At 61.0% G+C, this 24,269-nt stretch carries 24 protein-coding genes; 15 read left to right on the top strand and 9 right to left on the bottom strand.

The features are described 5' to 3' along the window. Nucleotides 1–56: 56 nt before the first annotated feature. The 10 genes from J2X71_RS10485 to J2X71_RS10440 all read left to right on the top strand — a co-directional run bounded on the left by J2X71_RS10485 (nt 57) and on the right by J2X71_RS10440 (nt 11,282). The gene (locus J2X71_RS10485) at nt 57–1,607 is read left to right on the top strand and encodes a sugar ABC transporter ATP-binding protein (protein WP_310381959.1); all 1,551 of its coding nucleotides are present in this window, start codon (nt 57–59) and stop codon (nt 1,605–1,607) included. Then, nucleotides 1,597–2,616 (top strand): ABC transporter permease, encoded by a 1,020-nt coding sequence (locus tag J2X71_RS10480; protein WP_310381957.1) that lies wholly within the window; start codon nt 1,597–1,599, stop codon nt 2,614–2,616. The genes J2X71_RS10485 and J2X71_RS10480 overlap by 11 nt, the downstream gene beginning before the upstream one ends. 1 nt (nt 2,617) lies before the next feature. Beyond that, nucleotides 2,618–3,595, top strand: coding sequence for an ABC transporter permease (locus J2X71_RS10475; RefSeq protein ID WP_310381954.1), 978 nt, complete (start codon nt 2,618–2,620; stop codon nt 3,593–3,595). Nucleotides 3,596–3,629: 34 nt separating this feature from the next. Next, nucleotides 3,630–5,030, top strand: coding sequence for an LLM class flavin-dependent oxidoreductase (locus J2X71_RS10470; protein ID WP_310381952.1), 1,401 nt, complete (start codon nt 3,630–3,632; stop codon nt 5,028–5,030). A gap of 123 nt (nt 5,031–5,153) precedes the next feature. Beyond that, nucleotides 5,154–6,764 (top strand): ABC transporter substrate-binding protein, encoded by a 1,611-nt coding sequence (locus tag J2X71_RS10465; protein ID WP_310381950.1) that lies wholly within the window; start codon nt 5,154–5,156, stop codon nt 6,762–6,764. Between the two features lie 40 nt (nt 6,765–6,804). Further along, nucleotides 6,805–7,794: an ABC transporter permease gene (locus tag J2X71_RS10460; protein ID WP_310381948.1), complete on the top strand. Its 990-nt coding sequence runs from the start codon at nt 6,805–6,807 to the stop codon at nt 7,792–7,794. Beyond that, nucleotides 7,791–8,621, top strand: coding sequence for an ABC transporter permease (locus J2X71_RS10455; protein ID WP_310381947.1), 831 nt, complete (start codon nt 7,791–7,793; stop codon nt 8,619–8,621). The genes J2X71_RS10460 and J2X71_RS10455 overlap by 4 nt, the downstream gene beginning before the upstream one ends. Further along, nucleotides 8,618–9,400, top strand: a complete 783-nt coding sequence (locus J2X71_RS10450; RefSeq protein ID WP_310381945.1) for an ABC transporter ATP-binding protein — start codon at nt 8,618–8,620, stop codon at nt 9,398–9,400. Before J2X71_RS10455 ends, J2X71_RS10450 begins: the two co-directional genes overlap by 4 nt. Further along, complete coding sequence (locus tag J2X71_RS10445) at nt 9,397–10,176, top strand: ATP-binding cassette domain-containing protein (protein ID WP_310381943.1); 780 nt, start codon at nt 9,397–9,399, stop codon at nt 10,174–10,176. Before J2X71_RS10450 ends, J2X71_RS10445 begins: the two co-directional genes overlap by 4 nt. An 11-nt stretch (nt 10,177–10,187) precedes the next feature. Further along, nucleotides 10,188–11,282 carry an aminotransferase class V-fold PLP-dependent enzyme gene (locus tag J2X71_RS10440; protein ID WP_310381941.1) on the top strand — a complete coding sequence of 365 codons (1,095 nt, stop codon included), beginning with the start codon at nt 10,188–10,190 and terminating at the stop codon, nt 11,280–11,282. 4 nt (nt 11,283–11,286) lie between these two features. Here the strand turns inward: J2X71_RS10440 and J2X71_RS10435 are convergent, their stop codons facing one another. Then, a complete protein-coding gene (locus J2X71_RS10435) occupies nt 11,287–11,454 on the bottom strand; it encodes a hypothetical protein (protein ID WP_310381939.1) in 168 nt (55 codons plus the stop codon). A 258-nt stretch (nt 11,455–11,712) separates the two neighbouring features. Here J2X71_RS10435 and J2X71_RS10430 point away from each other — a divergent pair, with 258 nt between their 5' ends. Next, a complete protein-coding gene (locus tag J2X71_RS10430) occupies nt 11,713–12,567 on the top strand; it encodes a glycerophosphodiester phosphodiesterase family protein (RefSeq protein ID WP_310381937.1) in 855 nt (284 codons plus the stop codon). On the opposite strand, the gene J2X71_RS10425 is transcribed toward J2X71_RS10430, so the two are convergent. The 7 genes from J2X71_RS10425 to J2X71_RS10395 form a co-directional block, all read right to left on the bottom strand. After that, nucleotides 12,568–13,383 carry an inositol monophosphatase family protein gene (locus J2X71_RS10425; protein ID WP_113319588.1) on the bottom strand — a complete coding sequence of 272 codons (816 nt, stop codon included), beginning with the start codon at nt 13,381–13,383 and terminating at the stop codon, nt 12,568–12,570. After that, nucleotides 13,383–14,390: a LacI family DNA-binding transcriptional regulator gene (locus J2X71_RS10420; RefSeq protein ID WP_310381934.1), complete on the bottom strand. Its 1,008-nt coding sequence runs from the start codon at nt 14,388–14,390 to the stop codon at nt 13,383–13,385. The genes J2X71_RS10425 and J2X71_RS10420 overlap by 1 nt, the downstream gene beginning before the upstream one ends. After that, on the bottom strand, nt 14,374–15,147 hold the full coding sequence (locus tag J2X71_RS10415) for a glycerophosphodiester phosphodiesterase (protein ID WP_310381932.1): 774 nt from the start codon (nt 15,145–15,147) through the stop codon (nt 14,374–14,376). Before J2X71_RS10415 ends, J2X71_RS10420 begins: the two co-directional genes overlap by 17 nt. A gap of 3 nt (nt 15,148–15,150) precedes the next feature. Then, nucleotides 15,151–16,200 (bottom strand): ABC transporter ATP-binding protein, encoded by a 1,050-nt coding sequence (locus J2X71_RS10410; RefSeq protein ID WP_310381930.1) that lies wholly within the window; start codon nt 16,198–16,200, stop codon nt 15,151–15,153. Continuing rightward, nucleotides 16,200–17,042, bottom strand: coding sequence for a carbohydrate ABC transporter permease (locus J2X71_RS10405; protein WP_310381928.1), 843 nt, complete (start codon nt 17,040–17,042; stop codon nt 16,200–16,202). Before J2X71_RS10405 ends, J2X71_RS10410 begins: the two co-directional genes overlap by 1 nt. A 3-nt stretch (nt 17,043–17,045) precedes the next feature. After that, complete coding sequence (locus J2X71_RS10400) at nt 17,046–18,347, bottom strand: sugar ABC transporter permease (protein ID WP_310381926.1); 1,302 nt, start codon at nt 18,345–18,347, stop codon at nt 17,046–17,048. 71 nt (nt 18,348–18,418) lie between these two features. Continuing rightward, nucleotides 18,419–19,765 carry an extracellular solute-binding protein gene (locus tag J2X71_RS10395; protein WP_310381924.1) on the bottom strand — a complete coding sequence of 449 codons (1,347 nt, stop codon included), beginning with the start codon at nt 19,763–19,765 and terminating at the stop codon, nt 18,419–18,421. 561 nt (nt 19,766–20,326) lie between these two features. Between J2X71_RS10395 and J2X71_RS10390 the strand changes: the two genes are divergently transcribed. The 3 genes from J2X71_RS10390 (at nt 20,327) to J2X71_RS10380 (ending at nt 22,290) form a co-directional block, all read left to right on the top strand. Continuing rightward, entirely contained in the window at nt 20,327–20,509 is a 183-nt protein-coding gene (locus J2X71_RS10390; protein WP_113319595.1) for a hypothetical protein, read from the top strand. Between the two features lie 227 nt (nt 20,510–20,736). Further along, the gene (locus J2X71_RS10385) at nt 20,737–21,195 is read left to right on the top strand and encodes a YbaK/EbsC family protein (protein ID WP_310381920.1); all 459 of its coding nucleotides are present in this window, start codon (nt 20,737–20,739) and stop codon (nt 21,193–21,195) included. 81 nt (nt 21,196–21,276) lie between these two features. Continuing rightward, nucleotides 21,277–22,290, top strand: a complete 1,014-nt coding sequence (locus J2X71_RS10380; RefSeq protein ID WP_310381919.1) for a Tim44 domain-containing protein — start codon at nt 21,277–21,279, stop codon at nt 22,288–22,290. Here the strand turns inward: J2X71_RS10380 and J2X71_RS10375 are convergent. Then, nucleotides 22,287–23,318 carry a hydroxyacid dehydrogenase gene (locus J2X71_RS10375; RefSeq protein WP_310381917.1) on the bottom strand — a complete coding sequence of 344 codons (1,032 nt, stop codon included), beginning with the start codon at nt 23,316–23,318 and terminating at the stop codon, nt 22,287–22,289. The two genes, J2X71_RS10380 and J2X71_RS10375, sit on opposite strands and share 4 nt — an antisense overlap. Nucleotides 23,319–23,561: 243 nt before the next feature. Between J2X71_RS10375 and J2X71_RS10370 the strand changes: the two genes are divergently transcribed. Beyond that, nucleotides 23,562–24,161, top strand: a complete 600-nt coding sequence (locus J2X71_RS10370; protein ID WP_310381915.1) for a HupE/UreJ family protein — start codon at nt 23,562–23,564, stop codon at nt 24,159–24,161. The last annotated feature ends 108 nt before the right edge of the window (nt 24,162–24,269 follow it).

Here is a 24,269-nt window from a genome sequence, read left to right as displayed (position 1 = left end):
AAGGCAGACCTTGCGGCTAGCGCCGCAGGGTCTGCATGTCCCTGGAAAGCGGCATCATGACTGAACCCGTCCCGACGCAAGCGACCGACAGTAAAGATGTCATCATTCGCTTCGATCACATCGTCAAGCGCTTCGGCGGTGCCCAGGCGCTCGCCGACGCATCGCTCGCCATACGCCGCGGCACCGTCCACGGCCTCGTCGGACAGAACGGCGCCGGTAAGTCGACGCTGATCAAGCTGCTTGCAGGGCTGCATGTCGCAGACGAGGGCACGATTGAAATCGAAGGCAAAGCCTATGATCGGCTGACGCCGCATCTCAACGAAGAGCTCGGCATCCATTTCATCCATCAGGACAGGCTGCTGGTGCCGACATTCACCGTCGGCGAGGCCTTGTTCCTCGGCCGCGAGACGCGGCTTGCGAAAACTCCCTTCCTCGATCGCCGGGCGATGCAAAAGCGTGCGAGCGAGCTCCTTGCCAACTATTTCGGGATCAATCTGCCGAAGAATGCCCTTATCGGCGAGCTCTCGACCGCCGAAAGGCAGATCGTCCAGATCACCCGAGCACTGCTCCATCAGCCGAAAGTTCTCGTCTTCGATGAGCCGACCGCATCCCTGGTGCGGCGCGAGGCCGAGATCCTCTTTCGCCTGATCCGCCAGCTGCGCGACGAAGGCGTAACCATCATCTACATCTCGCATTACCTCAACGAGATCGAAGAACTCTGCGATCACGTCACCGTGCTGCGCAACGGTCGGGATGTGGCCTCGCTGCCGATAGGAGAGACCTCGGCCAAGGCGATCGCCAGCTTGATGATCGAGCGTGACATCGCCGAAATGTTCCCCAAGCGCCAGGTCGACCTCGGCGAAACGATCCTGAACATCCGGGGGCTTTCAGCGCCCAACCGGTTTGACGATGTCAGTTTCAGCCTACGGCGTGGCGAGGTGCTCGGCATCACCGGTCTGCTCGGCTCCGGCGCCAAAGACCTGATCCGCACGCTCTTCGGTCTGGAACAGGCCGCAAGCGGCGAGATTGAAATAGAAGGTCGAGCAGCACAGCCGCGCAGCCCGGCAAAGGCCGTCGACCGTCGGCTTGCACTTGTTCCCGAGGATCGACGCGGACATGGCGTCGGCCTCGATCTTAGCGTGACCGAAAATGTCACGCTCCCGAGTCTTGCCCGTTACAGCCGTTTCGGTTTCCTCAATCGCAGGCGTGAGCGCTCCGATACCGAGGACCTGATCAAGCGGCTGCAGATCAAGACGGCCGGGCGCGATGCGCTGGTCCGCACACTCTCGGGCGGCAATCAGCAGAAGGTGGCGATCGCCAAGTGGCTGAGCCGCCAGTCGGAAATCTACCTGCTGGATGAACCGACCGTCGGCGTCGATATCGGCTCGAAGGTCGAGATCTATGCGCTGATCGGCGAACTTGCGGCGCGTGGCGCCGGCGTCATCGTCCTCTCCTCCGACCTGCCGGAGCTCGTCGGCATCACGGACCGGATCCTGGTGTTCTTCCGCGGTCGGCTGATCCGAGAGCTAGACTCCTCCAAAACCACAACGGATGAAGTGCTGTCGATCTCGACCGGCGCTTCGGAAGGATTGCGCCATGTCGGTTGACGTTCACTTCGCGCCCCATCCCGCCGTTTCCTCCGACCCCGTGCCGCAAGCCAAGGGCGCAGCAGCCGTCGCGGTGCTCCGCTTCGGCTCGCTGCTTGCTTTCGCGACCATCCTCGTCGTGTTCTCGTTGACGGCGCCCTACTTCCTGTCGGTCGGCAATATCGGCAATGTTCTCGGCCAGTCCGCCATTTCGGGCGTGCTGGCGATCGGCTTGACCGTAGTGCTGATCGCGGGGGGGTCGAATGTCGTCACCGGCGGCATCGACCTGTCGCTGGCCGCCAATATGGGCCTGAGTGCTGCAGTCTATGCGACTTTGATCCAGCTCGGCTATGGCGACGCAACAGCGGTGGCTGCGGCCTTGCTGACCGGGCTTGCGATCGGCGCGGTCAACGCTGTCGCCGTCGTGCTCGCGGGCATCGTCCCGCTGCTAGCAACGCTCGCAGTGATGAATATCGTCGCCGGTCTCGAACTCGTCCTAACGCAGAATACCGTCGTGCCCGCCTCGACCGATTTTCTGACAGTGGTCTCGGCTTCCGACAGTTTCGGCATTCCCATTCTCGCCTATGTGCTGATCGGGTTTACAGCAATTGCCACCGCGATAGTGCAATATACGCCAGTCGGTCTGAGGCTTTATGCCGTCGGCGAATTTCAGGATGCCGCGCGCGCCGCTGGCCTGCCGCTCAAGCGGCTGCTTGCCGGGGCCTTCATTGCCAGCGGGTTCTGCGGTGGTTTTGCCGGCATTCTCTCGGTTTCCTATCTCAGCGGCAGCACGACCGGTTCGGGCGAAGCGCTGCTGCCCGTCGTCGTTATCGCATTGCTCGGCTCGGTCTTTTCGCGTCGGCTGGTGCCCACTGTTCCGGGAACACTGATATCGGCGCTATTCATCGGCTTCCTCACCAACGGCTTCCAGCTCCTGAACCTGCCGAGCACGCTCGTCAGCGGCGTGCAGGGGCTTCTCATTCTGATCGTCGTGTCGGCCACGACATTGCTGCGCAAGCGGGAGATCTGACATGACCGCCTCGACTTCAGCCGGCCGCTCGCTCGCCGGCCTCGCACGCTTTGGCCTGATCGTGGCGCTCATCGTGGTTTTCTCCGTCTTCTCGATCCTGGCGCCAACCTTCTTCACTCCCGGCAACCTGCAGAGCATTCTCGTCAACAATTTCACGCTGCTCGCCATCGTCTCGATCGCCATGACCTTCGCCGTCTCCGCGGGCGGCATCGATCTGTCGGTCGGCACGGCCGTCGATTTTGCAAGCTTCGCCTTCGTCTCCCTCGTTCTGGCGGGCCAGCCGGTGCCGCTCGCGCTGCTCGCCGGCCTTGCAGCCGGCGCACTGGTCGGCGCGTTCAATGCTGTTCTTGTGTCCGTGATCGGCGTTGCACCATTTCTGGCGACACTCGGCACCTTGTTTATAGGTCGTAGCATCCAGCAATTGCTGACCAATGGCGGAAATCCGGTCTATCTGCCGCCCTCGGGCGTGCCGGACGCCTTCCGCTTCGTCGGTCACGGCACGATCGCCAGTGTGCCCGTTCCGCTGGTGATCGCCGCGGTCGTCATTGCCGGTGCAGCAGCCGTGTTTGCCTGGACGCGTTTCGGGCGGGTGGTGGTCTCAATCGGTATTCAGCCAAGCGTCGTGCGCTATTCCGGCATCGGGCTTGGCGTCCCTGTGGCCGCCACCTTCATTCTCGCCGGGCTGATTGCCGCCGTTGCCGGCCTTATCCTGACGGCGACCGTGACCGTCTACATCCCCTCCTCCGGCAATGCGTTCCTGCTGAACGCCATCGGCGCCACCTTCATCGGCACGACGCTGTCGCCGCTCGGTCGGCCCAATGTGCTTGGCACCGTTCTCGGCGTCCTGCTCCTCAGCATCGTCGCCAACGGCCTGCTGCTGACGGGCCTGAACTTTTACTGGCAGCAGGTCGGTACCGGCACGCTCATCTTTGCCGTGCTCGCCTTCAGCTTCATCAACAGAAAAACCGTCGGCACCTGAACCGCACCTCGCCGACCGATGCAGGAAGAATAAAATGACCCGTGAAATCAGGCTCAACGCCTTCGATATGAATTGCGTCGGACACCAGTCGCCAGGGCTTTGGCGGCATCCGCGCGACAAGTCCTGGACCTATAAGGACCTCGACTACTGGGTGCATCTGGCAAAGACGCTGGAGCGCGGCAAGTTCGACGGTCTCTTCATCGCCGATGTGCTCGGTGTCTATGACGTCCTGAACGGCAACGTCGATGCAGCACTTCGCCATTCGGCGCAGGTGCCGGTCAACGATCCGCTGCAACTCATACCGACCATGGCCTATGAGACCGAGCATCTCGGCTTCGGCCTGACGGCTTCGCTTTCCTTTGATCACCCCTATACATTCGCCCGGCGGATCTCGACGCTCGACCACCTGACCAAGGGCCGCGTCGGCTGGAACATCGTCACGTCTTATCTCAACAGCGGCGCGCTTAATATCGGCCAGCCGGCACAGACCAACCATGACGACCGCTATGATCTCGCCGACGAATATCTCGAGGTCTGCTACAAGCTCTGGGAAGGAAGCTGGGAGGACGATGCTGTCGTGCGCGACCGCGAAAGCGGCATCTTTACCCATCCGGAAAAGGTCCATCCGATCAACCATTCGGGAAAGTATTTTAACGTTCCCGGCATTCACCTGAGCGAGCCCTCACCGCAGCGCACGCCCGTTCTCTATCAGGCTGGCGCCTCCAGCCGCGGCAAGGATTTTGCCGGCGCGCATGCCGAATGCGTCTTCGTGGCTGCGCCCTCCAAGACGGTTCTGAAGCGCTATGTCGCCAATGTCCGCCAGGCCGCCGAGCGGCTGGGGCGTAACCCGCGCGAAATCCTCGCCTTCAACCTGCAGACCGTCGTGCTTGGGGAGACGGATGCCGAGGCACAGCGCAAATTCAACGAATATCGCGAGTACGCCTCCTTCGAAGGCGCCCTGACGCTGATATCGGGCTGGACGGGCATCGACTTCGGCCAGTTCGGCCCGGACGAGGTATTGCGCCATCGTTATACCAATGCCGTGCAATCGGCTGTCGAAACCTTCACCACCATCGATCCGGACAAGGAATGGACGGTGCGCGAAATGGCCGATTGGGTCGGCGTCGGCGGTTTCGGCCCGGTCTTCGTTGGCTCGCCATCGACAGTCGCCGATCTGATGCAGGAATGGGCCGAGGATACAGATGTTGATGGCTTCAATCTGGCCTATGCGGTGACGCCCGAAAGCTTCGAGGACACTGTCGACCTACTGGTGCCAGAGTTGCAGAAGCGCGGCGTCTACAAGACCGAATACCGTCAGGGTACGCTGCGCGAAAAACTCGGTGGTGCGGGGCCGCGGCTGGTTGCGCCGCATCCGGGAGCGGCCTATCGCAACCTGGGCATCGAAGCTCCGCGGCTCGCCGTCGGCGGCCGCTGAAAAATAATGGCTGGGTGACAAAAAATATCTCGCCTAGTCATCCTGTTCGAATTTAATTCCTGTCACACTTACGGTTTCAGCTCGAATATAGATCATTGAATTTTTAAGGGATCAGGAGGGGGCATGACTATTGCGGATATCTCTCGGCGTGGCCTGCTGAAGGGCACGGCGCTGCTGCTCGCAACGACGGCGCTGTCGCGTATTGCGCTGGCGCAGGATGTGCCGGCCGGCGGGCGTCTGATCGTTGCAGCCGACTCCGAGCCGAAGAACCTCAATCCTGCCATCGTCGCCTCGAACGGCGTTTTCTTCATTTCAAGCAAGGTGATCGAACCGTTGGCGGAAGCTTCCTATGAAGGTTCGGACGGTCTCGCACCGCGTCTTGCAACGTCATGGGAAGGCTCGCCGGACGGGCTCTCCGTGACCTTCAAGCTGCGCGAAAACGCCACTTGGCACGACGGCAAGCCGTTCACCTCGGCCGACGTTGCCTTCTCGGCGCTTAACGTGTGGAAACCGCTTCAGAATCTCGGGCGTTTGGTCTTTGCCAATCTGCAGGCTGTCGATACGCCCAACGATCATACGGCGATCTTCCGCTTCTCGAAGCCGACGCCGTTCCAGCTCATCCGCAATGCGCTTCCGGCTGTCACCAGCGTCGTTCCCAAGCATATTTTCGAAGGCACCGATATCGCCACCAATCCGGCCAACAATGCACTCGTTGGCACCGGACCTTTCAAATTCGCCGAATACAAGCCTGGCGAATATTACCGGCTGACACGCAACGAAAATTACTGGCAGAAGGGCGAGCCGAAGCTCAACGAAATCGTCTACCGCGTGCTGCCGGACCGTGAATCGGCCGGGGCCGCGCTCGAAGCAGAAGAGATCCATCTCGCTGCCTTCTCGGCCGTGCCGCTTGCCGATCTCGACCGCATCTCCAAGGTCGATGGCATCAAGGTGATTTCCAAGGGCTATGAGGCGCTAACCTATCAGCTTGTCATCGAGATCAATCATCGCCGCAAGGAGCTGTCAGATCTCAGAGTTCGTCAGGCGATTGCCCATGCGATCGACAAGAAGTTTGTCGTCGATACGATCTTTCTCGGCTATGCGACAGAATCCACCGGCCCCGTTCCGAAGAATTCGAAAGAATTCTACACCGCCGATGTCGCCAACTACAATTTCGACGTGAAGGCGGCAAACGAGCTGCTGGACCAGGGCGGCTATACCAAAGGCGCTGACGGCAATCGGTTCCAACTCAAGCTGCGCCCTGCACCCTATTTCAACGAGACACGCCAGTTCGGCGATTATCTGCGCCAGGCGCTTGCTGCCGTCGGTATCGATGCCGTCATCGTCAATGCCGATGCGGCCGCCCACCAGAAGGCCGTCTATACCGACCACGACTTCGACATCGCCGTCGGCCCGCCGGTCTTCCGCGGTGATCCGGCAATTTCCACGACGATCCTCGTGCAGTCCGGAACACCTGACGGCGTGCCCTTCTCCAACCAGGGCGGTTATGTCAGCGCCGAGCTCGACAAGATCATCAAGCAGGCGTCCGAGACCGTTGATACGGCCGCACGCACCGACCTCTATTACAAGTTCCAGCAGCTTGTGGTGGCCGAGCTGCCATTGATCAACGTCGCCGAATGGGGCTTCATCACGGTCGCCCGAGACACCGTGCTGAATGTGTCCGACAATCCGCGCTGGGCGGTTTCGAACTGGGGCGATACCGCGCTGCAATCGTGATAGGGTCGAAGGCGCAATTGCTGCAGGGGCCTCGTCCGGCGTGAAACGTGCACTTCTCCTCCTGAGACGCAGGATCATCAGCAGCATTCCGGTGCTGATGATCGTCGTGATCTTCAGCTTCTTCCTGCTGGAATCCGCCTCCGGCGATGCGGTCGATGCCTATCTTGGTTCGATCGGCGGTGGTGACGCCGCCCTTATAAAGTCGCTGCGGCAGAGCTACGGCCTCGATCAATCGGTCTTTGCCCGCCTCTGGCTCTATCTGTCGTCGCTTGCCCGCCTCGATCTCGGCTGGTCGGTGGCCTTCAACCGGCCGGTGCGGGATCTGATTGTCGAGCGGCTGCCGAACACGCTGCTTTTGATGGGAAGTGCCACGGCACTTTCCTTCGGGCTTGGTTCGACACTCGGCATTCTGGCTGGCGCAAGGCCCGGCAGCCTGCGGGATCGCTTCCTCTCGATCGGCTCGCTTGTCATCTACGCCATTCCGAGCTTCTGGCTGGGATTGGTGCTCAGCATCTTCTTTTCGGTCAAGCTACGCTGGCTGCCGATTGCTGGCATCGAAACCATCGCCTCGGGCAAGACAGGCCTCGCGCGTGCGCTCGATATCGCGGAGCACCTAGCCCTCCCGGTTGGCGCACTTGCCTTCATCTATCTCGCGCTGTTCCTGCGCGTCATGCGCTCCGGTATGGAAGAAGCTTGGAAGCTCGATTTCGTGCTCTTTGCCCGGGCCAAAGGCCTGTCGCGCAGCCGTATCGTGCTTCGCCATGTGGCACGCAATGCGCTTCTGCCGCTTGTTACCATGCTCGGCCTGCAATCCGCGGCTATGCTCGGCGGCAGTGTGGTGATCGAGAGCGTCTTTGCCATTCCGGGCTTCGGCCGACTGGCCCAGGAAGCCGTCAACGGTCGTGACGCGCCATTGCTGATGGGCATTATCCTTTCCAGCGCTGTTCTCGTCATCTGCGTTAATTTCATTGTCGATCTGGTCTATGCGACGCTCGATCCGCGCATTGGCGCATCCGGGGGCCGGGCATGACACTGCTGCGCCGTCTCTCTCAAACTCCGGAAGGTGCGATCGGGCTTGCAATCCTTTCAGCTTTGCTCGTCGCCGGTCTATTGGCGCCGATCATCTCGCCAGGAGATCCACTACGAATTGCCGGCCGGGCGCTCCTTACGCCGTTCACCAATCCGAGCCTGCCGCTCGGCACCGATAGATTGGGGCGCGACGTGCTCGCTGGCCTGCTCTACGGCGCGCGCACCTCGCTCGCCGTCGGTATCGCTGCTGCTCTGTCCGCCATGGTGCTTGGGCTTTTTGTCGGCATGGCTGCCGGTTTTGCCGGTGGTGTCATCGATGAAGCACTGATGCGCGTCGTCGATGCGTTCCAGATCGTTCCGGGCTTCCTACTGGCGCTCGCCTTTGTCAGCATCATCGGCGTCTCGACGCCGGTCATCGTCTTCGCCATTGCGCTCGGGACCTGGGCCGATCCTGCGCGGCTGACGCGCGCGCAAGTGCTGTCCATCCGCGAACGGGATTATGTGGCTGCCGCACACGTGATCGGCATGCACCCGGCTGAGATCGCCTTCAAGGAAATCCTGCCGAATGCGCTGCCTCCGGTTCTGGCCCTGTCCGCCACTATTGTCGCAGGCGCGATCCTCACTGAAGCCGCCCTTTCCTTCCTCGGTCTCGGCAATCCCAATCTCGCCACCTGGGGATCAATGATCGCCGAAGGCCGCAGCGTGCTGCGCTCGGCCGCCTATCTCTCGGTGATGCCCGGTCTGGCGCTGGCAATAACGGTGCTCGGCGTTCATCTCTTTAGCGAGGGCCTGAGCAAGGCGCTTGGCAATGAGGAGGGATTGCGATGAGTGATTTCTTCGGCAGCGTGAGAGGGCTTTCCGTCCATTACGAGCGCGATGCGGCTCTGGAATCCATCGACCTCGATGTCCTCAAAGGTGAAAGGCTGGCCCTCATCGGCGAAAGCGGTTCCGGCAAAAGCACATTTGCCCGAGCGCTTGCCGGACTTCTGCCGAAGAGCGCCAGGATCAGAGGCGACATAACATGGCCGGCGCTTGGTCATGCACCGCTTCCCGGCCGCGATTTCGGTTTCGTCTTTCAGGACCCCGGCACCAGCCTCAATCCGGTGCTGACAATCGGCGAGCAGGTCGCCGAAGTTGCCCGACAGCACCTGGGCTTGGACTGGCGGCGAGCCTATGCCCGTGCCGAAGAGCTTCTCGATCGGGTGCGCATAGCACAGCCCGCGAGCGCCATGCGCGCCTTTCCGCATCAGCTTTCCGGCGGCCAAAGGCAGCGTGTGGCAATTGCGGCTGCGATTGCGGCCAAGCCAACCTTGCTGATCGCCGATGAGGCGACCAGCGCGCTCGACGTCGTTGTTCAGGCCGAGATCGTCAACCTTCTTGATGGGCTGGTGCGCGAAGAAGGTATGACCCTGCTCTTCATCACCCATGATATCGCACTTGCCTCCGGTTTCGCCGATCGAATCGCCGTCTTCCGGATCGGAGAACTGGTCGAGGCCGGCCCTATCAGATCGGTCCTGTCATCGCCGGCCGATGGCTATACCGCGGCCCTCATCGCAAGCCATCGCGATCTGTCCACGCCGCCCTTGATTGCCGAGGCAGCGTCATGAGCGGGCTTCTGACTGTTGAGGCTCTATCCAAGGCCTATTCCTCCACCGGCCGACAGGTTGCCGCTCTCGACCATGTTTCACTGACGATTGCAGCCGGCGAAACCCTGGGCTTGGTTGGAGCGTCGGGCAGTGGAAAATCGACTCTGTCGCGCGTACTGTTACGCTTGCTGGAGCCCGATTCCGGTTCGATCCGCTTCGAAAGGCAAGATTGGTTCGCGCTTCGCGGCGCCGAGCTGCGGCGCAGGCGTGCGCGCATGCAAATGGTGTTTCAGGACCCGCTCGGCGCCTTCAATCCGCTTGCATCCGTCAGCTCCGTTCTCGACGACCCGCTGCGGATCCATGCCATTGCGAACAGGAAACAGCGGCCGGCCGAAATCGCTACCCTGCTGGAGCGCGTTGGTCTGCCCTCGGCCTTTGCCTCCCGCCCTGTTCGCACACTCTCGGGCGGACAGCGCCAGCGCGTCGCCATCGCCCGCGCCATCGCAACGCGACCGTCACTGCTGGTGCTCGATGAAGCCGTTTCCGCACTCGACGTGACCGTTCGCGGCCGTATTCTCGAATTGCTGGTCGAGTTGCAGCGCGAGCGTGGCCTTGCCTATCTCTTCATATCCCATGACCTCGCGGTGGTGCGCGCGGTTTCGCATCGTATCGCGGTCATGGATGCGGGCCGAATCGTTGAGGAGGGACCGGCAGCGGATATCGTCAATGCCCCGCGATCCGATGCAGCGCGCCGGCTCGTCGCGGCTGTGCCGCGCCTTGTAACCGAACCCGTTTGAAGGAGTTTCCCATGACCGAAGTCGCCTGGAACCCGTTCTATGGTGCGCCGGTCTATCCGGCCGAACGTTACACCGCCCTTGCCGGTCGTATCGGCACGATCCTGAAGACGGACAACGACGTTTTGCTGGTGCAGGCCGAGGCGGTGGTTGCCCTCGAAGCCGTTGCGACCAGCCTTGCCAGACCTGGCTTTTCCGCGCTGAACGTCGTCACCAGCGCCTACGGCGGCTGGTTTGGACAATGGCTGCGACGCGGCGGTGCCGACGTCATCGATATCGTCGCTCAGCCCGGCCTGCCTATCGAGGCCGGAGCAATCGCCGTCGCGCTGGATGCCTATCCCGATGTCAGCGTACTGGCACTCGTCCACGCGGAATCGGCAAGCGGTATACTCAATCCATTGCCGGAGATCGTCGCTCTCGCAAAGGCGCGAGGCATTGTGACGATAGTTGATGCCGTTGCTTCCGTCGGCGGCCATGCGCTCGATGTCGACGCGTTGGGCATCGATATCGCCGTGATCGGCCCACAGAAAGCACTCGGCGGGCCGGCCGGCGTTTCCGCGCTGTCAGTCAGCCAGCATGCCTGGGAACTAGCCCTCCATGACGGTGCGCCGCGTGATTCCATCCTGTCGCTGGCCGACCTGAAGGCTTGGGTGGATGCCGGCTGCGGCGCGTTACCGGGAACGCCGGCACCGCTGGAATTCTTTGCACTGGAAGCGGCCCTCGACCGGGTCGAGGCGGAAGGCCTCGGGCAGGTCGTCGCCCGCCATGAGAGAGCAGCTTCGGCGAGCCGGGCCGGACTTGCAGCACTGGGCGCCAACCTTTGGGTGCCGGCCGAACAGGCATCGAACCTCGTGACAACGGTCTCCTTACCGTCAGGAATTAAACCCACCTCTGTGGTTGGTTTTGCGGCGGGGTTGGGCGTCGAACTGACGCCCGGTGTCGGGACAGGCTCGTCGCACCTCATGCGTATCAACCACACAGGGGCACGGGCAACCTTCCAGACGGTGCTCGCACATGTCGTGGCCTATGGTGCTGCGCTTCGGCAGGCCGGCTTCCCGGCGAATATCGGCGCCGCATCGGAAGCTGTCGCGAAGATTTATAGCAGCTGATCGCTCAGTACCAGGAATTCGGCGTCGGCTGCCAGAAGAAGAATTCTTCCTCCCGCAGGCTACGCAGACGGCTTTCGGAATCCTCTTCCGTCGCGCGGGCAGATGTTTCGAACACCGGTTGATCACGGTCTCGGAAAAGCTTCGCAAAGAAAGTTTTGAATGCCGCAAACATACGTCACCTCCTGGAAAACCGAGCCACGATTTTCGCACGGATCGCTGAGCCAGGAAACATTGTCTACAAAATTAGTATTCTAATTTGCGCAATTGTGCCGCATGCCGATGCCGCCGGAAGACTGGCTCACGAAAAAGGCTTTGTTCGGCAAAAGAGGAGCCGCGGCGGGGAGATCGAGTCCAATCTGCCACCGCCCCTTGAGAATCGGGCCTTTCCGATGCACGAAGAGGCCGAGACGAATAGGTCGAGGATGATGGAATGACCGATACAGGCGGACTTCGGATAGAGTTTGAAGGCCATTCGCCCCTGCTGAAGTGGCACCGGCTGCGCCGGCGTATGGCCGACCCGCTGTTTTCGGCCGAGGTGATGGCCGAAGGCTTCAAGGCCGGCGCTTCGATGGAGCTCGACCTGCGGGTGCGCGCCGATGGTGGTTTCGTCGTGCTGCATGATAAGGAGCTGGAAGGCGAGACGACCGGGCGCGGTCTCATTGCCCAAAAGAGCCTTGCGGATCTGCGCGACCTGCGCATGAAGGACGGCAATCGTCCGCTCCTCTACAGCGAGGATCTGGCAGCCATGCTGCAATCGGCCCATCCGGACGCGCTGCTGCAGTTCGATATGAAGGACGATTACGAGGCGATCGGCGAAAAGGGCATCGCCCATCTTGCAGAACACCTGCAGCAGATTTCCGCCTCCGTCATCGTCAGCGCTGGAAGTCCGGAGCTGATCCTGGCCGTCAAGGAGAAGCTGCCGCATCTGCGCCGCGGCATCGACCCCACCAACAAGCTCGGCGATATCGCCAAAGCCGAAGGCTGGAAAGCGGTCGAAAGGGAACTGCTTGCAGATATGCGCGGCCCGACGGAGCCAGAAACAATCTACCTTTACTGGCCGATGTTGCTCGATGCGGCGAAGGCCGGCCTCGACATGATCGCGCTCTGCCACGGCGAGGCCAAGCTGGTCGATGCCTGGACCTTCACACTGAAAGATCCCGACGGCGGCTTCAGCAATGCGGAGTGGACGAACTTCTCGGCACTGGTCGCTTTGAAGCCGGATCAGATCACCACGGACGAAGCCCTGGCGACCGAGCTGGCGTGGCTGAAGCGCATGGCGGGCTGATCAGCCCGCCAGACCTTCGAATTCGACGAGGAAGGCGAATTCTTCTGCCAGTCCAGGCGAATGGGCGATAACAGGACCGCCATCCTCCAGCAGCGTATCGACAGGTGGAATGGCGACCTTCGCACCGGCCTCCGAGGCGATCAGCGCGCCAGCCAGCATATCCCAGGCATTCAAGTGCCGTTCGTAGAAGAGGTCGGAAACACCTTCCGCCACGCGCACGAGATCGACTGCGGCTGCACCCATGCGGCGATAATCCATGCCGCGCTCGTAGAGCCGCTTGGAGAGCGCCGCATAGTCGTCAAAGCTCGTCTTGCGCGAATGGCCGAGCACGACGATCGCATTGGCAGGATCGGTCGTCGGAGCAGCGTGGATCGGCTGGCTCTCCTTGAAGGCGCCACGGCCGCGGATCGCGGAGAAAACCTGGTCGTTGGCCGCATCATAGACCACGCCGATCTCTACCTTGCCACCAACGACGAAAGCAATAGAGACGCCCCAGTGACGGAAGCCTCTGATATAATTTGTCGTGCCGTCGATCGGATCGACGACCCAGGTGCCGGCGGAGCCGGACTCGCCGCCGGTTTCCTCGCCCATGAATGTATCGTCTGGAAAGCGCACCAGCAGCCCTTCGCGGATCGACTGTTCTGCCTGCCTGTCTGCGACGGTAACGAAATCCTGCAATCCCTTGTTTTCGACATGCAGCGTGCCTGGGTGTCCTTCACGCCTGAAGCGCGCAGCCTCGCGTCCAACCTTGCGGGCCACGTCGATTGCGACCTCCGCCCGCGCGGTTAGAGCAGAGGCATCGAATGCGGAATTCATCAAGCAGTCCTTCTTTTAATCAGCGTCACGGGGGTAAATTCGACGCGGGCGGTCATATCCGGTTCGGACATGCGGGTCATCAGCAGATCGACCGTTTGTTCGGCCTGGAAATCGCAGGGCTGGCGGATGGTCGTAAGGTCATAGGCCGACCAGCTGGCCTGCGGAATGTCATCATGGCCGATGATGCGTAGCGGCGGCTCATCGTCGCGGCCAAGCCCCTTCATGATGCGGTCGATCACGCCGCAGGCCATGTAGTCGTTGGCGCAGAACAGACCGTCGATACCGAGCGAAACAAGATCGGCGGCCGCGTCGTGGCCGCTCTTATAGTCGTTGATTTTCAGTTCGATCATGCGCGGCTCGAGGCCGAGTTGCCGACAGGCCGTCACGAAGGCTTCACCGCGCCGCCTTGCCGTATAGGAGATAGCGGGCGCCGCCATGACCGCCGGCGCGCTGACGCCGCTTTCGATCAGATGCGTGGCAGCGAGATGGCCTGCCATGCGATCATCGGAAATGATGCGGTCGACGAAGGGAATATCGTCGCCCTTGTTGATCAGCACGATCGGCACACCTTCGGCTGCGCATTGCTCGCAGATCTCCGTCGGCGGCGCGTCCGATGTGACGATGACGCCGGAGACGGCATAGTGCAGAAGCTGGCCGATGACGGTCGAGGTGTCCGCCTCCTTCGAGGTCGGCAACAGGATCGGGCGAAAATTGCGGGCGATCAGCACCCGCGCCAGATGCTCGATCTGCAGCGTGCGGAACGGGTTATCGAGGCCGGCGGCGACAAGGCCGACGAGATCGGAACGCTTGTTGGTGAGGCTGCGAGCCAGATAGTTCACCCGGTAGCCCAGATCCTTGGCCGCCTGATAGACCTTCTCGCGCGTCTTCGGCGAAACACTGGCATCCGGGGTGAAAGCGCGCGAAACGGCAGCGCGCGAGACGCCCGCCACACGTGCCACGTCGAAGGACGTGACCTTCCTCGGTCCCTTGTTATCCTTGTCTGCCATGCTTCTCATCCCTGGCGGCCGGGCGCATCAGATCGGGCAGGTCCGTACAGATGCCGAGTACCGGAAGCTTCATGATGTCGGACAAAATGGCCGGCCGTTCCTCGTGCCACAGCACGATTTCACGGCTTTCGCCGAAGGCTCGCCGCATCAGCTCTTCTGTGACCAGATCCTGCGGGCGCTCGCCGGCCCTTTCCCAGCAAAGGTGCAGGATATCGGCGCCGGCTTCATCGCCAGCTGCGTGCGGATCGTGGCCAACACGGACCAGTACCGAGAGCGGGTAATCGCAGCCCGCATCGCGAAGCTCACGCACTTGCGCGGTATCGAAAGAGCCGAGGCAGGCAAAGCGCTGGTTTTTCTCAATAAGATGCTTCCAGCACCGAAGCCCCGTGCCCGGCGCCTTGAGCTCGATATAGAGGCCTGTATTGGTCCGCCGTCCAAGGGCTGCGACCGCCTCGAAGGTCGGAACGTTGACGCCTTCGAGAGCAGCAAGCTCGGCCGCCGTCATCTCGGAAATTCGGCGGTCGATACCGAAGACGCGTTCGAGATGATCGTCGTGGGAAACGACAACCACACCATCTTTGGTGAGTTGCGTGTCGAGCTCCCACATTTCCGCGCCGAGTTCGGCAGCGCGCTGGAAGGCTTCGAGGGTATTCTCCCGCTCATGCCCACTTGCACCGCGATGGCCGATGCAGAAAGGCAGATATCCCTTGTTCGAGGGCCAATCATAACGTTCGAAGAAAGACGAGAAGTCACGCATCGCTCAGAGCCTCCGGCCTTCTTCATCGAAGACGAACACGCCTCGGCTGTCGATCGCCCACTTCACCTCGTCGCCGACGGTGATGTCATTGCGGACCGGCTGAATGGACCGCAGCAGCGAGCCGCCGGCAAGCTGCACGTCGTAAAGGTTCTCGCGGCCCTGCGTTTCGGCAAAGGTGACCTTGCCGGGAACGGCGATGTCGCCGGCCGGATTGAAATGTTCGGGACGCACACCGAGCGTCAGCTTGGCACCCTCGGCGGCCTGGACCGATACCGGCACGCGGATCTCGCTTTCCGGCATGGCAAAAGCGCCGTCCTTCATCACGCCACGCAGGAAGGTGATCGGCGGATTACCAAGGAAGCCGGCGACGAAGGCAGTGCGCGGGTCGCTATACATCCCGGCCGGCGTCGCGATCTGCACGATCTCGCCTTCCTTCATGATGGCGATGCGGTCGCACATGCTCATCGCTTCCACCTGATCATGGGTGACGAGGATGGCGGTGATGCCCGTTTCGCGCTGAATGCGGCGAATTTCCGAACGCATCTCAAGCCGAAGCTTGGCATCGAGATTGGCAAGCGGCTCGTCGAGCAGCAGGACGTCCGGCTTGCGGATGAGCGCACGGGCAAGGGCCACGCGCTGCTGCTGGCCGCCGGAAAGCTGGGCTGGCCGGCGCTCCATCAGATTGCCGATCTGCACGAGGCCGGAAATGCGCTCGACCTCCTTGCGGATATCGGCCGCATTGACGCCCTTCACCTTCAGCGGAAAGCCGATGTTCTCTGCAACCGTCATATGCGGATAGAGCGCATAGGACTGAAAGACGACGCCGACATTGCGCATCTGGCTCGGCAGGTCGGTGACGTCCCGGTCGCCAAAGAGAATACGGCCACCGGTCGGGCGATGGATGCCGCAGATGGCAAACAGCGTTGTGGACTTGCCGCAGCCCGAGGGCCCGAGAAGCGCCAGCATCTCGCCGCTGCCGACTTCGAGATTCATGTTCTCGATGACCTTGGTGGAGCCGAAGCTCTTCGAAAAATTGTCGAGGAGGATACGCATCAGCCTTTGCTCCCGCCGCCATAGATGTTCATGAGATATTTGTGGAAGAGTGCGTAGGCGATCAGAACCGGGATGACGTAGAAGAGGCCTACCGCCTTGAACATGTTGAAATCATAATTGTTATCGTCGGCGAGGAAGCCGGCGAGATAGACCGAGAGCACCTGCACCTGATTGCCGGGCGCCAGCACCTGCGGCAGGATGAATTCGCCCCAGCCGGACAGGAACGAGAAGAGGCCGAGCGCCATGATGCCGGGTCCGACCTGCGGCAGCACGAGGCTGCGCCAGACCCGGAACCGCGAAGCGCCGTCGACGACGCCGGCCATTTCGATTTCCCAGGGCACCGTGTCGTAGAAACCCTTCATCAACCAGATACCGAGCGGCAGATCGATCGCCGCTTTCACCAGGATCACGCCGATCAAGGAATTGTAGAGGCCGATCATCTGCAGCACGATGAAGATGGCGATGATCAGCGTTACCGACGGGAAGGCGTGGAGCACCATGACACCGGCAAGGAAGAAGCCGCGCGCAGGTACATTGAGCCGCGAGAGCACATAGCCTGCCATCGACGAGACGATGACGACCACGCTCGTCGTGGAGCTGGCGAAAAGCAGCGTGTTGAGCGTCACGATCCAGATGTTCGGCTTGCCTTCGGTCGTCTGCCACAGGAAGCGCCAGTGCTGGATGGTAAAGCTGGAGGGTATGAGTGAGCCAGCCTCTTTCACCGTTACCGTGTCGATGAAGAAATAGGCGTACATCAAAAGCAGCGGCAGGCTGACGACGGCGAGCGCGGCAATGACCGGCCAACTGCTGAAATTCGCGGAAGGTTGCGCTTTTTCGGCCATGGGTCAGTCCTCGATCAGCGGCTTGGAGACAAGCGTGCCGTAGTTGAAGATGCGCAGATAGATTAGAGACAATGTCACGCCGATGACCACAAGCACGAGGGCCATGGCGGCGCCGAGACCGTATTCCAGGTTGCCGGCGTAGTTGTTGAGCGCCGTATGATAGGCGGCGAGCGCCCAGATTTCGGTCGCCCTGCCGGGTCCGCCGTTCGTCGAAAGCAGGATTTCGTTGAAGGAGGCGAGCAGCGAGAGCGTCTGGTAGCAGGTGACGAAGAGGATCGGCCAGCGCATCTGCGGCAAGATTATGTAGCGGATCTGCTGCCAGCGCGACGCGCCGTCAACCTCGCTCGCATAGAACTGGCTCTTCGGAATAGCCTTCATCGCAGACGAGAAAACCAGCATGCCCATGGAGGCGCCGATGAAGCCATTGATCATGACAACGAAGACCCAGGCATTATAGGCATTGTCGAGCAGGTAATTCTTCGGCGGATAACCGAAATTGCCCATCAGCGTGGAAATGAAGCCGGTATCCCAGGCAAGCCATTTCCAGAGCATGACATAGATGACGACGGGCGTGATGCGCGGCAGCAGCCAGACACCCCGGAAGAAGGAAGCCGGTGCCGCCGGCATATAATGCGTCCAGATGGCAAGCAGCAGCGCATAGCCGACATTGAAAATGACCAGCACCAGCGCGACGTAGAGCACTGTATTCAGCAGCACGCGGGCCATATCCGGCGAGGAGGCCATGCGCGAGAAATTGTCAGATGTCCACACCCAACCGGTATAGGTGGCCTTGGCGACCTGTTCCTTCTGGTCAGGCGTCAGCTTGAAGCCGAGCGTATCGAGGGCAGAGAAAAGCTCGTCCTTGCTGTCGAATCGGGCATTGACGACCGAGCGGTTGAACTTGTCGGAAATTTGTTTGACCTCGCGCGTCGAGGGGCGCTCGTTCAGGTCCTTGATCATGCGCTCGATTTCGCGGCGTGATGGGAAGAACTCGTTCATATGCTTTTCGCGCAGTTCCGAGACGATGGCTGACGAGAGGCTCAGGTCTTCGAGGGCCTTCAGGCCAGCTTCGTCGATCGTGTAGCGCGGCTCGCCCAGCTGATCGGCGATATCGGGCATGGTCGATTTGAGCGTGATCAGCGAATTCGGCGCGACCTGGTAGACGCCGCCGGAAATGCCGGTCGCCGTCGTCATGTTCGTCATCGAGAAGACGGCGGTCAGAACGACCGGTAGCAGGAAGAACAGAAGGATCATGATCGCTGCAGGTGTGATCATCACCAGCCCAAGCGTTCTGGACGATTTCATGGAAGTCCCCTCATGGACGACGCTCCGGAAGGCGGTGTTTAGCCACCACCTTCCGGCAGAGTGCGTCGATCTTAGCGGATGACGATCTTGTCGCCGAGCGTGCTCTTCAGCTCGCTCTCGGCATCATTGACGGCGGCGTCGACAGCCTTGGCGCCGGTCCAGGATGCTTCAAGGTTCTTCCACATGATGTTCCAGTAAGTGCCGAAATCTGAATTGTTCGGCATCGCGTTGGCGTGGGGCAGCAGTCGCTCCGTCGCCTCGCGGGCCCAGCGATTGGCGGCGTAGAAATCAACGGCTGATTCGGACTTGGAGACACCGAGATGCGCCGACTTGATAGCGTGCAGCGCATTGGTGCGCGGCTCCGAAGCGATCGTGATCAGCTGGGCTGCGATCTGCGTGTCCTCGTCGCTATGACCCGATGTCAGCAGGTAAACGAGAGGGTGCGTCAGCGTGTTGGCCTTGCCGCCTTCGCCAGCCGGAATCAGCGTGAAGGCGATGTTGCCGAAGAAGTCTTTCAGGCCTTCCTGGTTGACCATGCGGGCATAGTGCCAGGTGCCGGCGTCCCAGATGCCGGCCTTGCCGCTGGAGACTTCCTTCCACCACTGGTCGCCCGGCATGCCGATGTGGTTCTTCTTGGTGACGCCGGAAGCAACGGCATCAGCAAAGAACTGGTACGTGCGCTTCATCGCAGCCTTGTCGAAAACGAGCTTGCCGTTCTCTTCCATGGCTCCGCCGAAGGAGGTGTAAAACTGCCAGTAATCAGGACCGTTGCTGGTGCGCGGATAGAAGCCGTAGCCGGGCTGTACGAGGCCCTTGTCCTGCATCTTCTTGGCGTCTTCGAGCAAGTTCTTCATCGTGTACTTGCCGTCCTGGACGTTCTGCGGCAGCGCGTCGAGGTCAGCATCGCTGTAGCCGATCGCCTTCATGTGCGGCTTCCAGAACAGCATCGGGCGGGATTCTGCATCCTGCGGGATGCCGTAGACCGAGCCATTGTAGGAGGCGATCTGCATCAGGTTTTCGTAGATGTTGTTAAGCGGCCAGGAGTCGAGGTCGACATAATCCTCCACAGGAACGATGAGGCCGGCCTGCGACCAGGGAGCGATGTCTTCATGGCCGCTGACGACGATATTCGGAGCCTTCTTGGCTTCGGCGGCAAGCGTCAGCGCCTGCTTGAAATCATCCCAACCGGAGTAAGGGGTCTTTTCAACAATGATCTTCAGATCTTCGCCCTTCAAAGCAGCTTCGCGCTGAAGCTGCTGAGCGGCGATCTCAATGGCATCGAGGCGATAAACGTCGTTCGGGCCGGTACCACCAGCCCAGACGCTGATGTGAACATCCTTGGCAAGCGCAAATGCAGAGGTCGAGGCCAGGATTGCGGCCGCAACGGTAAGGGATTTCAGTGTCGGCAAAATGGTCATCTTCTTCGTCTCCCTAGAAGAGCAGTGTGAGGCCTCTTGACGGGTCATCACTGGTGTTGATGGCCGTTCCGATAGCCCCACGAAAACGTGGCGTATCCCGCTCTAGGGGGCGAACGTAACGGCCGAATGACAAAATTGAGCACGTGTGCAAAATTATTATGACGATGTTCTCGACGTGGTCAATCGCTGATGGAAAGGCCAGTTCAGCTGCCGGTGGAAATTGATATCAAAGGACGCAACGACGCCGGTCATCGACCGCGACACGGACCCTGCGTCCACATTCAAGCTCTTGCCTACCTTTTCTCAATCGGCTAGTAATCTCGCCGGAGCTGTTCAACAACGGAGGCGTGCAATGACAGATATTTCTTCGTCCCACGCCGCTTTGGCATAGCCTTCGAAGCTCCCAACCCTTGCCCCTATTCGGGGTCTTTCAAGCTTCACCATCCAAAGATGGCACCCGTTTCGCACGCAGCGCCTGGCAGCGATAACGACTGCGCCTGATCTTGCTGCGCACATTCAGCTTGAAAGAAGGGCGGTCCAGAATTCTGGCCGCATTTGATCATGAACAATCAACACGCCGGCGAGAGCCTGGCGACATCCGTGAGCGAGCTCTGCTCGCGCTTCAGCTTTAGAGAAATTCTCGTCGCAACCATCATTGCCCGGTGGAGACGTCGTCGCGTCGTGAACAGCGTCGAAGCTTTCCCACCATGGCTGCGCCGTGATCTTGCTCTGTTCGATGAGTAAGTCCCACACTTTGCAAACCTTTCCAGCGATCAACTGGCGGGTGATCCTCTTTCAGATCATCCCGCCGGCTTGCGGCCGGCAATCCGGGTGGCCTTTCGAAGCACCCGAAATCGTCTCTGTAAACCAAGCGATTGAATTTTCTGAAATTGAGATATTAAGTTGAACGCGTGAATCCCCATGCCGCTTCGCGGTCCCTTGTCGGCTGTTCATCCAGAAGTATCCATCCCATGAGCCTCGAATCCGTCCGCACCTTCTTCGCGACCAACGCCCCCGACATTGCCATCATCGAAACCGCCGGCAGCTCTTCGACAGTCACCCTCGCCGCAGAAGCGCATGGCGTCGAGCCGGCGCAGATCGCCAAAACGATCTGCCTGCGCGTCGGTGATCGCATCATGCTGATTGTGGCGAGCGGCATGGCGCGTCTTGATAACAGGAAGTTCAAGGACACCTTCGGCGGCAAGGGGCGCATGCTCGACGCGGAGGAAGTGCTGGCGGTGACGAGCCACCCAGTCGGTGGCGTCTGCCCCTTCGGCCTGCCGGCACCCTTGCCGATCTATTGCGACATGTCGCTGAAGCAGTTCGATGAGGTCGTTCCGGCCGCCGGCTCGACCAATTCCGCGGTGCGCATCCCCACCGAAAGACTGGCGGAAATCACCCGGGCCGAATGGGTCGACGTCTGCCAGTAGCGGCGCATAACTTCACAGCGCAGAAAGAATACCTATATTAGGTACCGACATGCCATTCAGCGCATGATAGGAGATGAACGAATGCCCACTGCCGTTTCGCGTTTTGCCAGGATCGCGGCGATTGCCGTTCTTGCGAGCGCTACCGTCTTTGCTTCGATCGGTGATGCCGATGCGCGCCGCGCCGGTGGATTCGGCGGATTCGGAAGCCGCGGCACGCGTACCTTCAGCGCGCCTCCGGTCACGCAGACTGCTCCTGCCCCGGTTGCGCCCATTGAGCGCTCGATGACGCCGCGCCCGCAGACAACTACGCCCTATAACACGCAACAACCCGGCTACGCCCAGCAGCGCCCCGGCTTCTTTGGCGGCTTCGGCCGTTCGATGATCGGCGGTCTGATTGCTGGCGGTCTGCTCGGTATGCTGCTCGGCCACGGTTTCGGCGGCGGCTTCGGTTTCCTCGGCATGCTCCTGCAGATCGCGCTGATCTTCGGAGCGATCACCCTTGCCATGCGCTTCTTCGCCAATCGCCGCCAGCCGTCCTACGGCGCAGGGGGCCAGAGCTATGGCGGACCGCAGTCCTACGGCATGTCGCCGGCCAATGGCGGTTCGTCCTTCCATATTCCGGCAATCGGTTCGGGCTCCAGCGGCCAACAGCAGCACAGCGCACGGCCGAGCGATGAGATCGGCCTTGCCCAGGCCGACCTCGATCAGTTCGAGGAATTGCTGACCAAGATTCAGACCGCTTATGGCGCGGAGGATTACGGTGCGCTGCGCCGCCTGACGACGCCGGAAGCCATGTCCTACCTTGCTGAAGAACTCGGCGAGAACGCGACCAACGGCGTCCGAAACCAGGTTACCGACGTCAAGCTGCTACAGGGCGATATCGCCGAAGCCTGGCGCGACGACGGGCTGGAATATGCGACGCTTGCGATGCGCTACTCCTCGATCGACGCCATGGTCGAGCGTAACAGCGGTCGCCTCGTCTCGGGCGACGACCGCCGCCCGAGCGAAAGCACTGAGGTCTGGACCTTCGTGCGCAAGTCCGGCGCCGACTGGAAGCTTGCCGCCATCCAGGGCACCGGCCAGCGCGCTGCTTAATTAACCGAAACGGGTTTGGAGCGCATGCGGGACACCGTTTCGCGCTCCGCCCGCTTGCAGCGCATCGGCGGCAGGCCGCGGTCCATCAGATCCATATCCTCAAGCACCATGTCGCCCATCCTCTTGAAGGCGATATCGAGTGCACCGGCCCGATGGGCCGAGCGGATGAAGCCCTTGAGGTTCCGCACCGGATGGTCTGACGGCAACGGCTCCTGCGGATAGACATCGCTTGCCGCAACGATGTGGCCTGACGCGACGGTGGCCATCAGCGCGTCGAAATCCACGACATCAGCACGACTGAGCAGGATGAAGGCGGCACCCTTGCGCATGCTGGCAAACGCATCCGCACCAAGAAAGCCCCTGTTCTCGCTGGTGACCGATGCTACGACGAAAACGAAATCACTCTGTGTCAGCACTTCGTTCAGGCTCGCGGGCTGCACGCCATTTTCCTCCAGGATCGAGCGTGGCATCCAGGGATCGAAAACCCTGATCCTGGCGCGAAAGCCCGACAGAACCCGCCGCAGCGCCTTGCCGAGATCGCCGAAACCGACAATGCCGATCTCGGAACCGGATATTAGCCGGGCGCTTGTATTGCCCTCACCGCCCCAGAGTTCATTGCCTTCCCGGAAAGCCACATCGGCATCGACGATGCCGCGGGCGAGGCTGAGCGCAAAGCCAAGACCGATCTCCGCCACCGGCTCGGCAAAGACCTGCCCGGTCGTCACCACATGAATGCCGCGCTGGAAGAGGATCTCGTAGGGCATGTTGTTGAGGAGATTACTCTCGACATTGAGGATCGAGCGGAGCTGCGGCATACGACCAAGCGTTTCCGCAGAAAGCGGTGGCTGGCCGATGATGTAGCGCGCCTTGCCGATGACATCATCGTCGAGGCCAGCGATGTTTTCGGGATCGGCCTCGACGATTTCATATTTGGCGTTGAGTTCGGCGCGCGCCTTATCGCTGAAGATCAGGTCGAGCGTACGCGGCTCCGGCGCGCTGATCGCCAGCGGCCTTTCGGTATTCGTCATGGGGTCCTCCTCGAGACGCGGCGGCACACCTCCGCAAGATGATTGATAATCCGGTTGAGCGCCCCTTGTGAAGCCGCCCTTCAAAAAGGCAATTGCCTATGATATAAGCAATTGAAATTCCTATTTATTTTCATGCTTTTCGTTGACGATAAAATCTCGCTGGACTAGCTTGGCGAGGCGACTTGAAACCGTGCCTGAGGGGTCGGCGGCCGCAGGATCTAAAGGCTCGGAGGGAATTCCACAATGAAATCAATCTTCAAGAGCGGCGTCCTTACGCTCGCCACCGCAGCGCTCCCGGCAGTCGCCTACGCTCATACCGGCGTCGGTGAAACGGCCGGCCTTGTCCATGGTTTCAGCCATCCTATCTCCGGCCTCGATCACATCCTTGCCATGGTCATGGTCGGCGTTCTCGCCTTCCAGCTTGGCGGCCGCGCTCTCTGGGCCTTGCCCGCGACCTTCGTGCTCGTCATGGCCTTCGGTGGCGCGCTCGGCATTGCCGGTATCAATGTGCCTTTCGTCGAGACCGGCATTGCGCTTTCCGTCATCGTGCTCGGCGCTGTCGTGGCGCTGAACATCCGTGCCTCGACGGCAGTCGCGATGGCAATTGTCGGCCTGTTTGCAATCTTCCACGGCCACGCGCATGGCGCCGAGATGCCTGAAAATGCCGGCGGCGCTGCCTATGCCGTAGGTTTCATGATCGCAACCGCCCTGCTGCATGCAGTCGGGCTCAGCATCGGCTTCCTCTTCGCCCGCTTCGGCGAGCGTCAGGGCGCCTTTGTCGTGCGTTCCGCAGGCGGCCTTGCGGCAGTTGCCGGCGTCGGCATCCTGACCGGCCTGATCTGAGGCTCACGCCTCTCCGATAAATTTATATGGCATTTGGCGCCCGGCAGACACTTGTCTGTCGGGCGTTTTATATTTGCGCGATTTGACTCAAGTCAATTCCAGGCGCGC

This window comes from Rhizobium sp. 1399, assembly GCF_031455475.1.
GTDB lineage: Bacteria > Pseudomonadota > Alphaproteobacteria > Rhizobiales > Rhizobiaceae > Rhizobium.
The sequence above is the reverse complement of the archived record's forward strand: the minus strand, read 5'-3'. Positions and strand labels throughout refer to the sequence as shown.

Excerpts from the sequence above, each read along its gene's own strand:
- J2X71_RS10430 (WP_310381937.1), top strand. The coding sequence starts at position 11,713 with ATGACCGATACAGGCGGACTTCGGATAGAGTTTGAAGGCCATTCGCCC.
- J2X71_RS10455 (WP_310381947.1), top strand. The coding sequence starts at position 7,791 with ATGACACTGCTGCGCCGTCTCTCTCAAACTCCGGAAGGTGCGATCGGG.
- J2X71_RS10375 (WP_310381917.1), bottom strand. The coding sequence starts at position 23,318 with ATGACGAATACCGAAAGGCCGCTGGCGATCAGCGCGCCGGAGCCGCGT.
- J2X71_RS10415 (WP_310381932.1), bottom strand. The coding sequence starts at position 15,147 with ATGCGTGACTTCTCGTCTTTCTTCGAACGTTATGATTGGCCCTCGAAC.
- J2X71_RS10480 (WP_310381957.1), top strand. The coding sequence starts at position 1,597 with ATGTCGGTTGACGTTCACTTCGCGCCCCATCCCGCCGTTTCCTCCGAC.
- J2X71_RS10400 (WP_310381926.1), bottom strand. The coding sequence starts at position 18,347 with ATGAAATCGTCCAGAACGCTTGGGCTGGTGATGATCACACCTGCAGCG.
- J2X71_RS10475 (WP_310381954.1), top strand. The coding sequence starts at position 2,618 with ATGACCGCCTCGACTTCAGCCGGCCGCTCGCTCGCCGGCCTCGCACGC.
- J2X71_RS10370 (WP_310381915.1), top strand. The coding sequence starts at position 23,562 with ATGAAATCAATCTTCAAGAGCGGCGTCCTTACGCTCGCCACCGCAGCG.
- J2X71_RS10465 (WP_310381950.1), top strand. The coding sequence starts at position 5,154 with ATGACTATTGCGGATATCTCTCGGCGTGGCCTGCTGAAGGGCACGGCG.
- J2X71_RS10410 (WP_310381930.1), bottom strand. The coding sequence starts at position 16,200 with ATGCGTATCCTCCTCGACAATTTTTCGAAGAGCTTCGGCTCCACCAAG.
- J2X71_RS10450 (WP_310381945.1), top strand. The coding sequence starts at position 8,618 with ATGAGTGATTTCTTCGGCAGCGTGAGAGGGCTTTCCGTCCATTACGAG.
- J2X71_RS10485 (WP_310381959.1), top strand. The coding sequence starts at position 57 with ATGACTGAACCCGTCCCGACGCAAGCGACCGACAGTAAAGATGTCATC.
- J2X71_RS10435 (WP_310381939.1), bottom strand. The coding sequence starts at position 11,454 with ATGTTTGCGGCATTCAAAACTTTCTTTGCGAAGCTTTTCCGAGACCGT.
- J2X71_RS10395 (WP_310381924.1), bottom strand. The coding sequence starts at position 19,765 with ATGACCATTTTGCCGACACTGAAATCCCTTACCGTTGCGGCCGCAATC.
- J2X71_RS10420 (WP_310381934.1), bottom strand. The coding sequence starts at position 14,390 with ATGGCAGACAAGGATAACAAGGGACCGAGGAAGGTCACGTCCTTCGAC.
- J2X71_RS10385 (WP_310381920.1), top strand. The coding sequence starts at position 20,737 with ATGAGCCTCGAATCCGTCCGCACCTTCTTCGCGACCAACGCCCCCGAC.
- J2X71_RS10380 (WP_310381919.1), top strand. The coding sequence starts at position 21,277 with ATGCCCACTGCCGTTTCGCGTTTTGCCAGGATCGCGGCGATTGCCGTT.
- J2X71_RS10390 (WP_113319595.1), top strand. The coding sequence starts at position 20,327 with ATGAACAATCAACACGCCGGCGAGAGCCTGGCGACATCCGTGAGCGAG.
- J2X71_RS10405 (WP_310381928.1), bottom strand. The coding sequence starts at position 17,042 with ATGGCCGAAAAAGCGCAACCTTCCGCGAATTTCAGCAGTTGGCCGGTC.
- J2X71_RS10470 (WP_310381952.1), top strand. The coding sequence starts at position 3,630 with ATGACCCGTGAAATCAGGCTCAACGCCTTCGATATGAATTGCGTCGGA.
- J2X71_RS10425 (WP_113319588.1), bottom strand. The coding sequence starts at position 13,383 with ATGAATTCCGCATTCGATGCCTCTGCTCTAACCGCGCGGGCGGAGGTC.
- J2X71_RS10445 (WP_310381943.1), top strand. The coding sequence starts at position 9,397 with ATGAGCGGGCTTCTGACTGTTGAGGCTCTATCCAAGGCCTATTCCTCC.
- J2X71_RS10440 (WP_310381941.1), top strand. The coding sequence starts at position 10,188 with ATGACCGAAGTCGCCTGGAACCCGTTCTATGGTGCGCCGGTCTATCCG.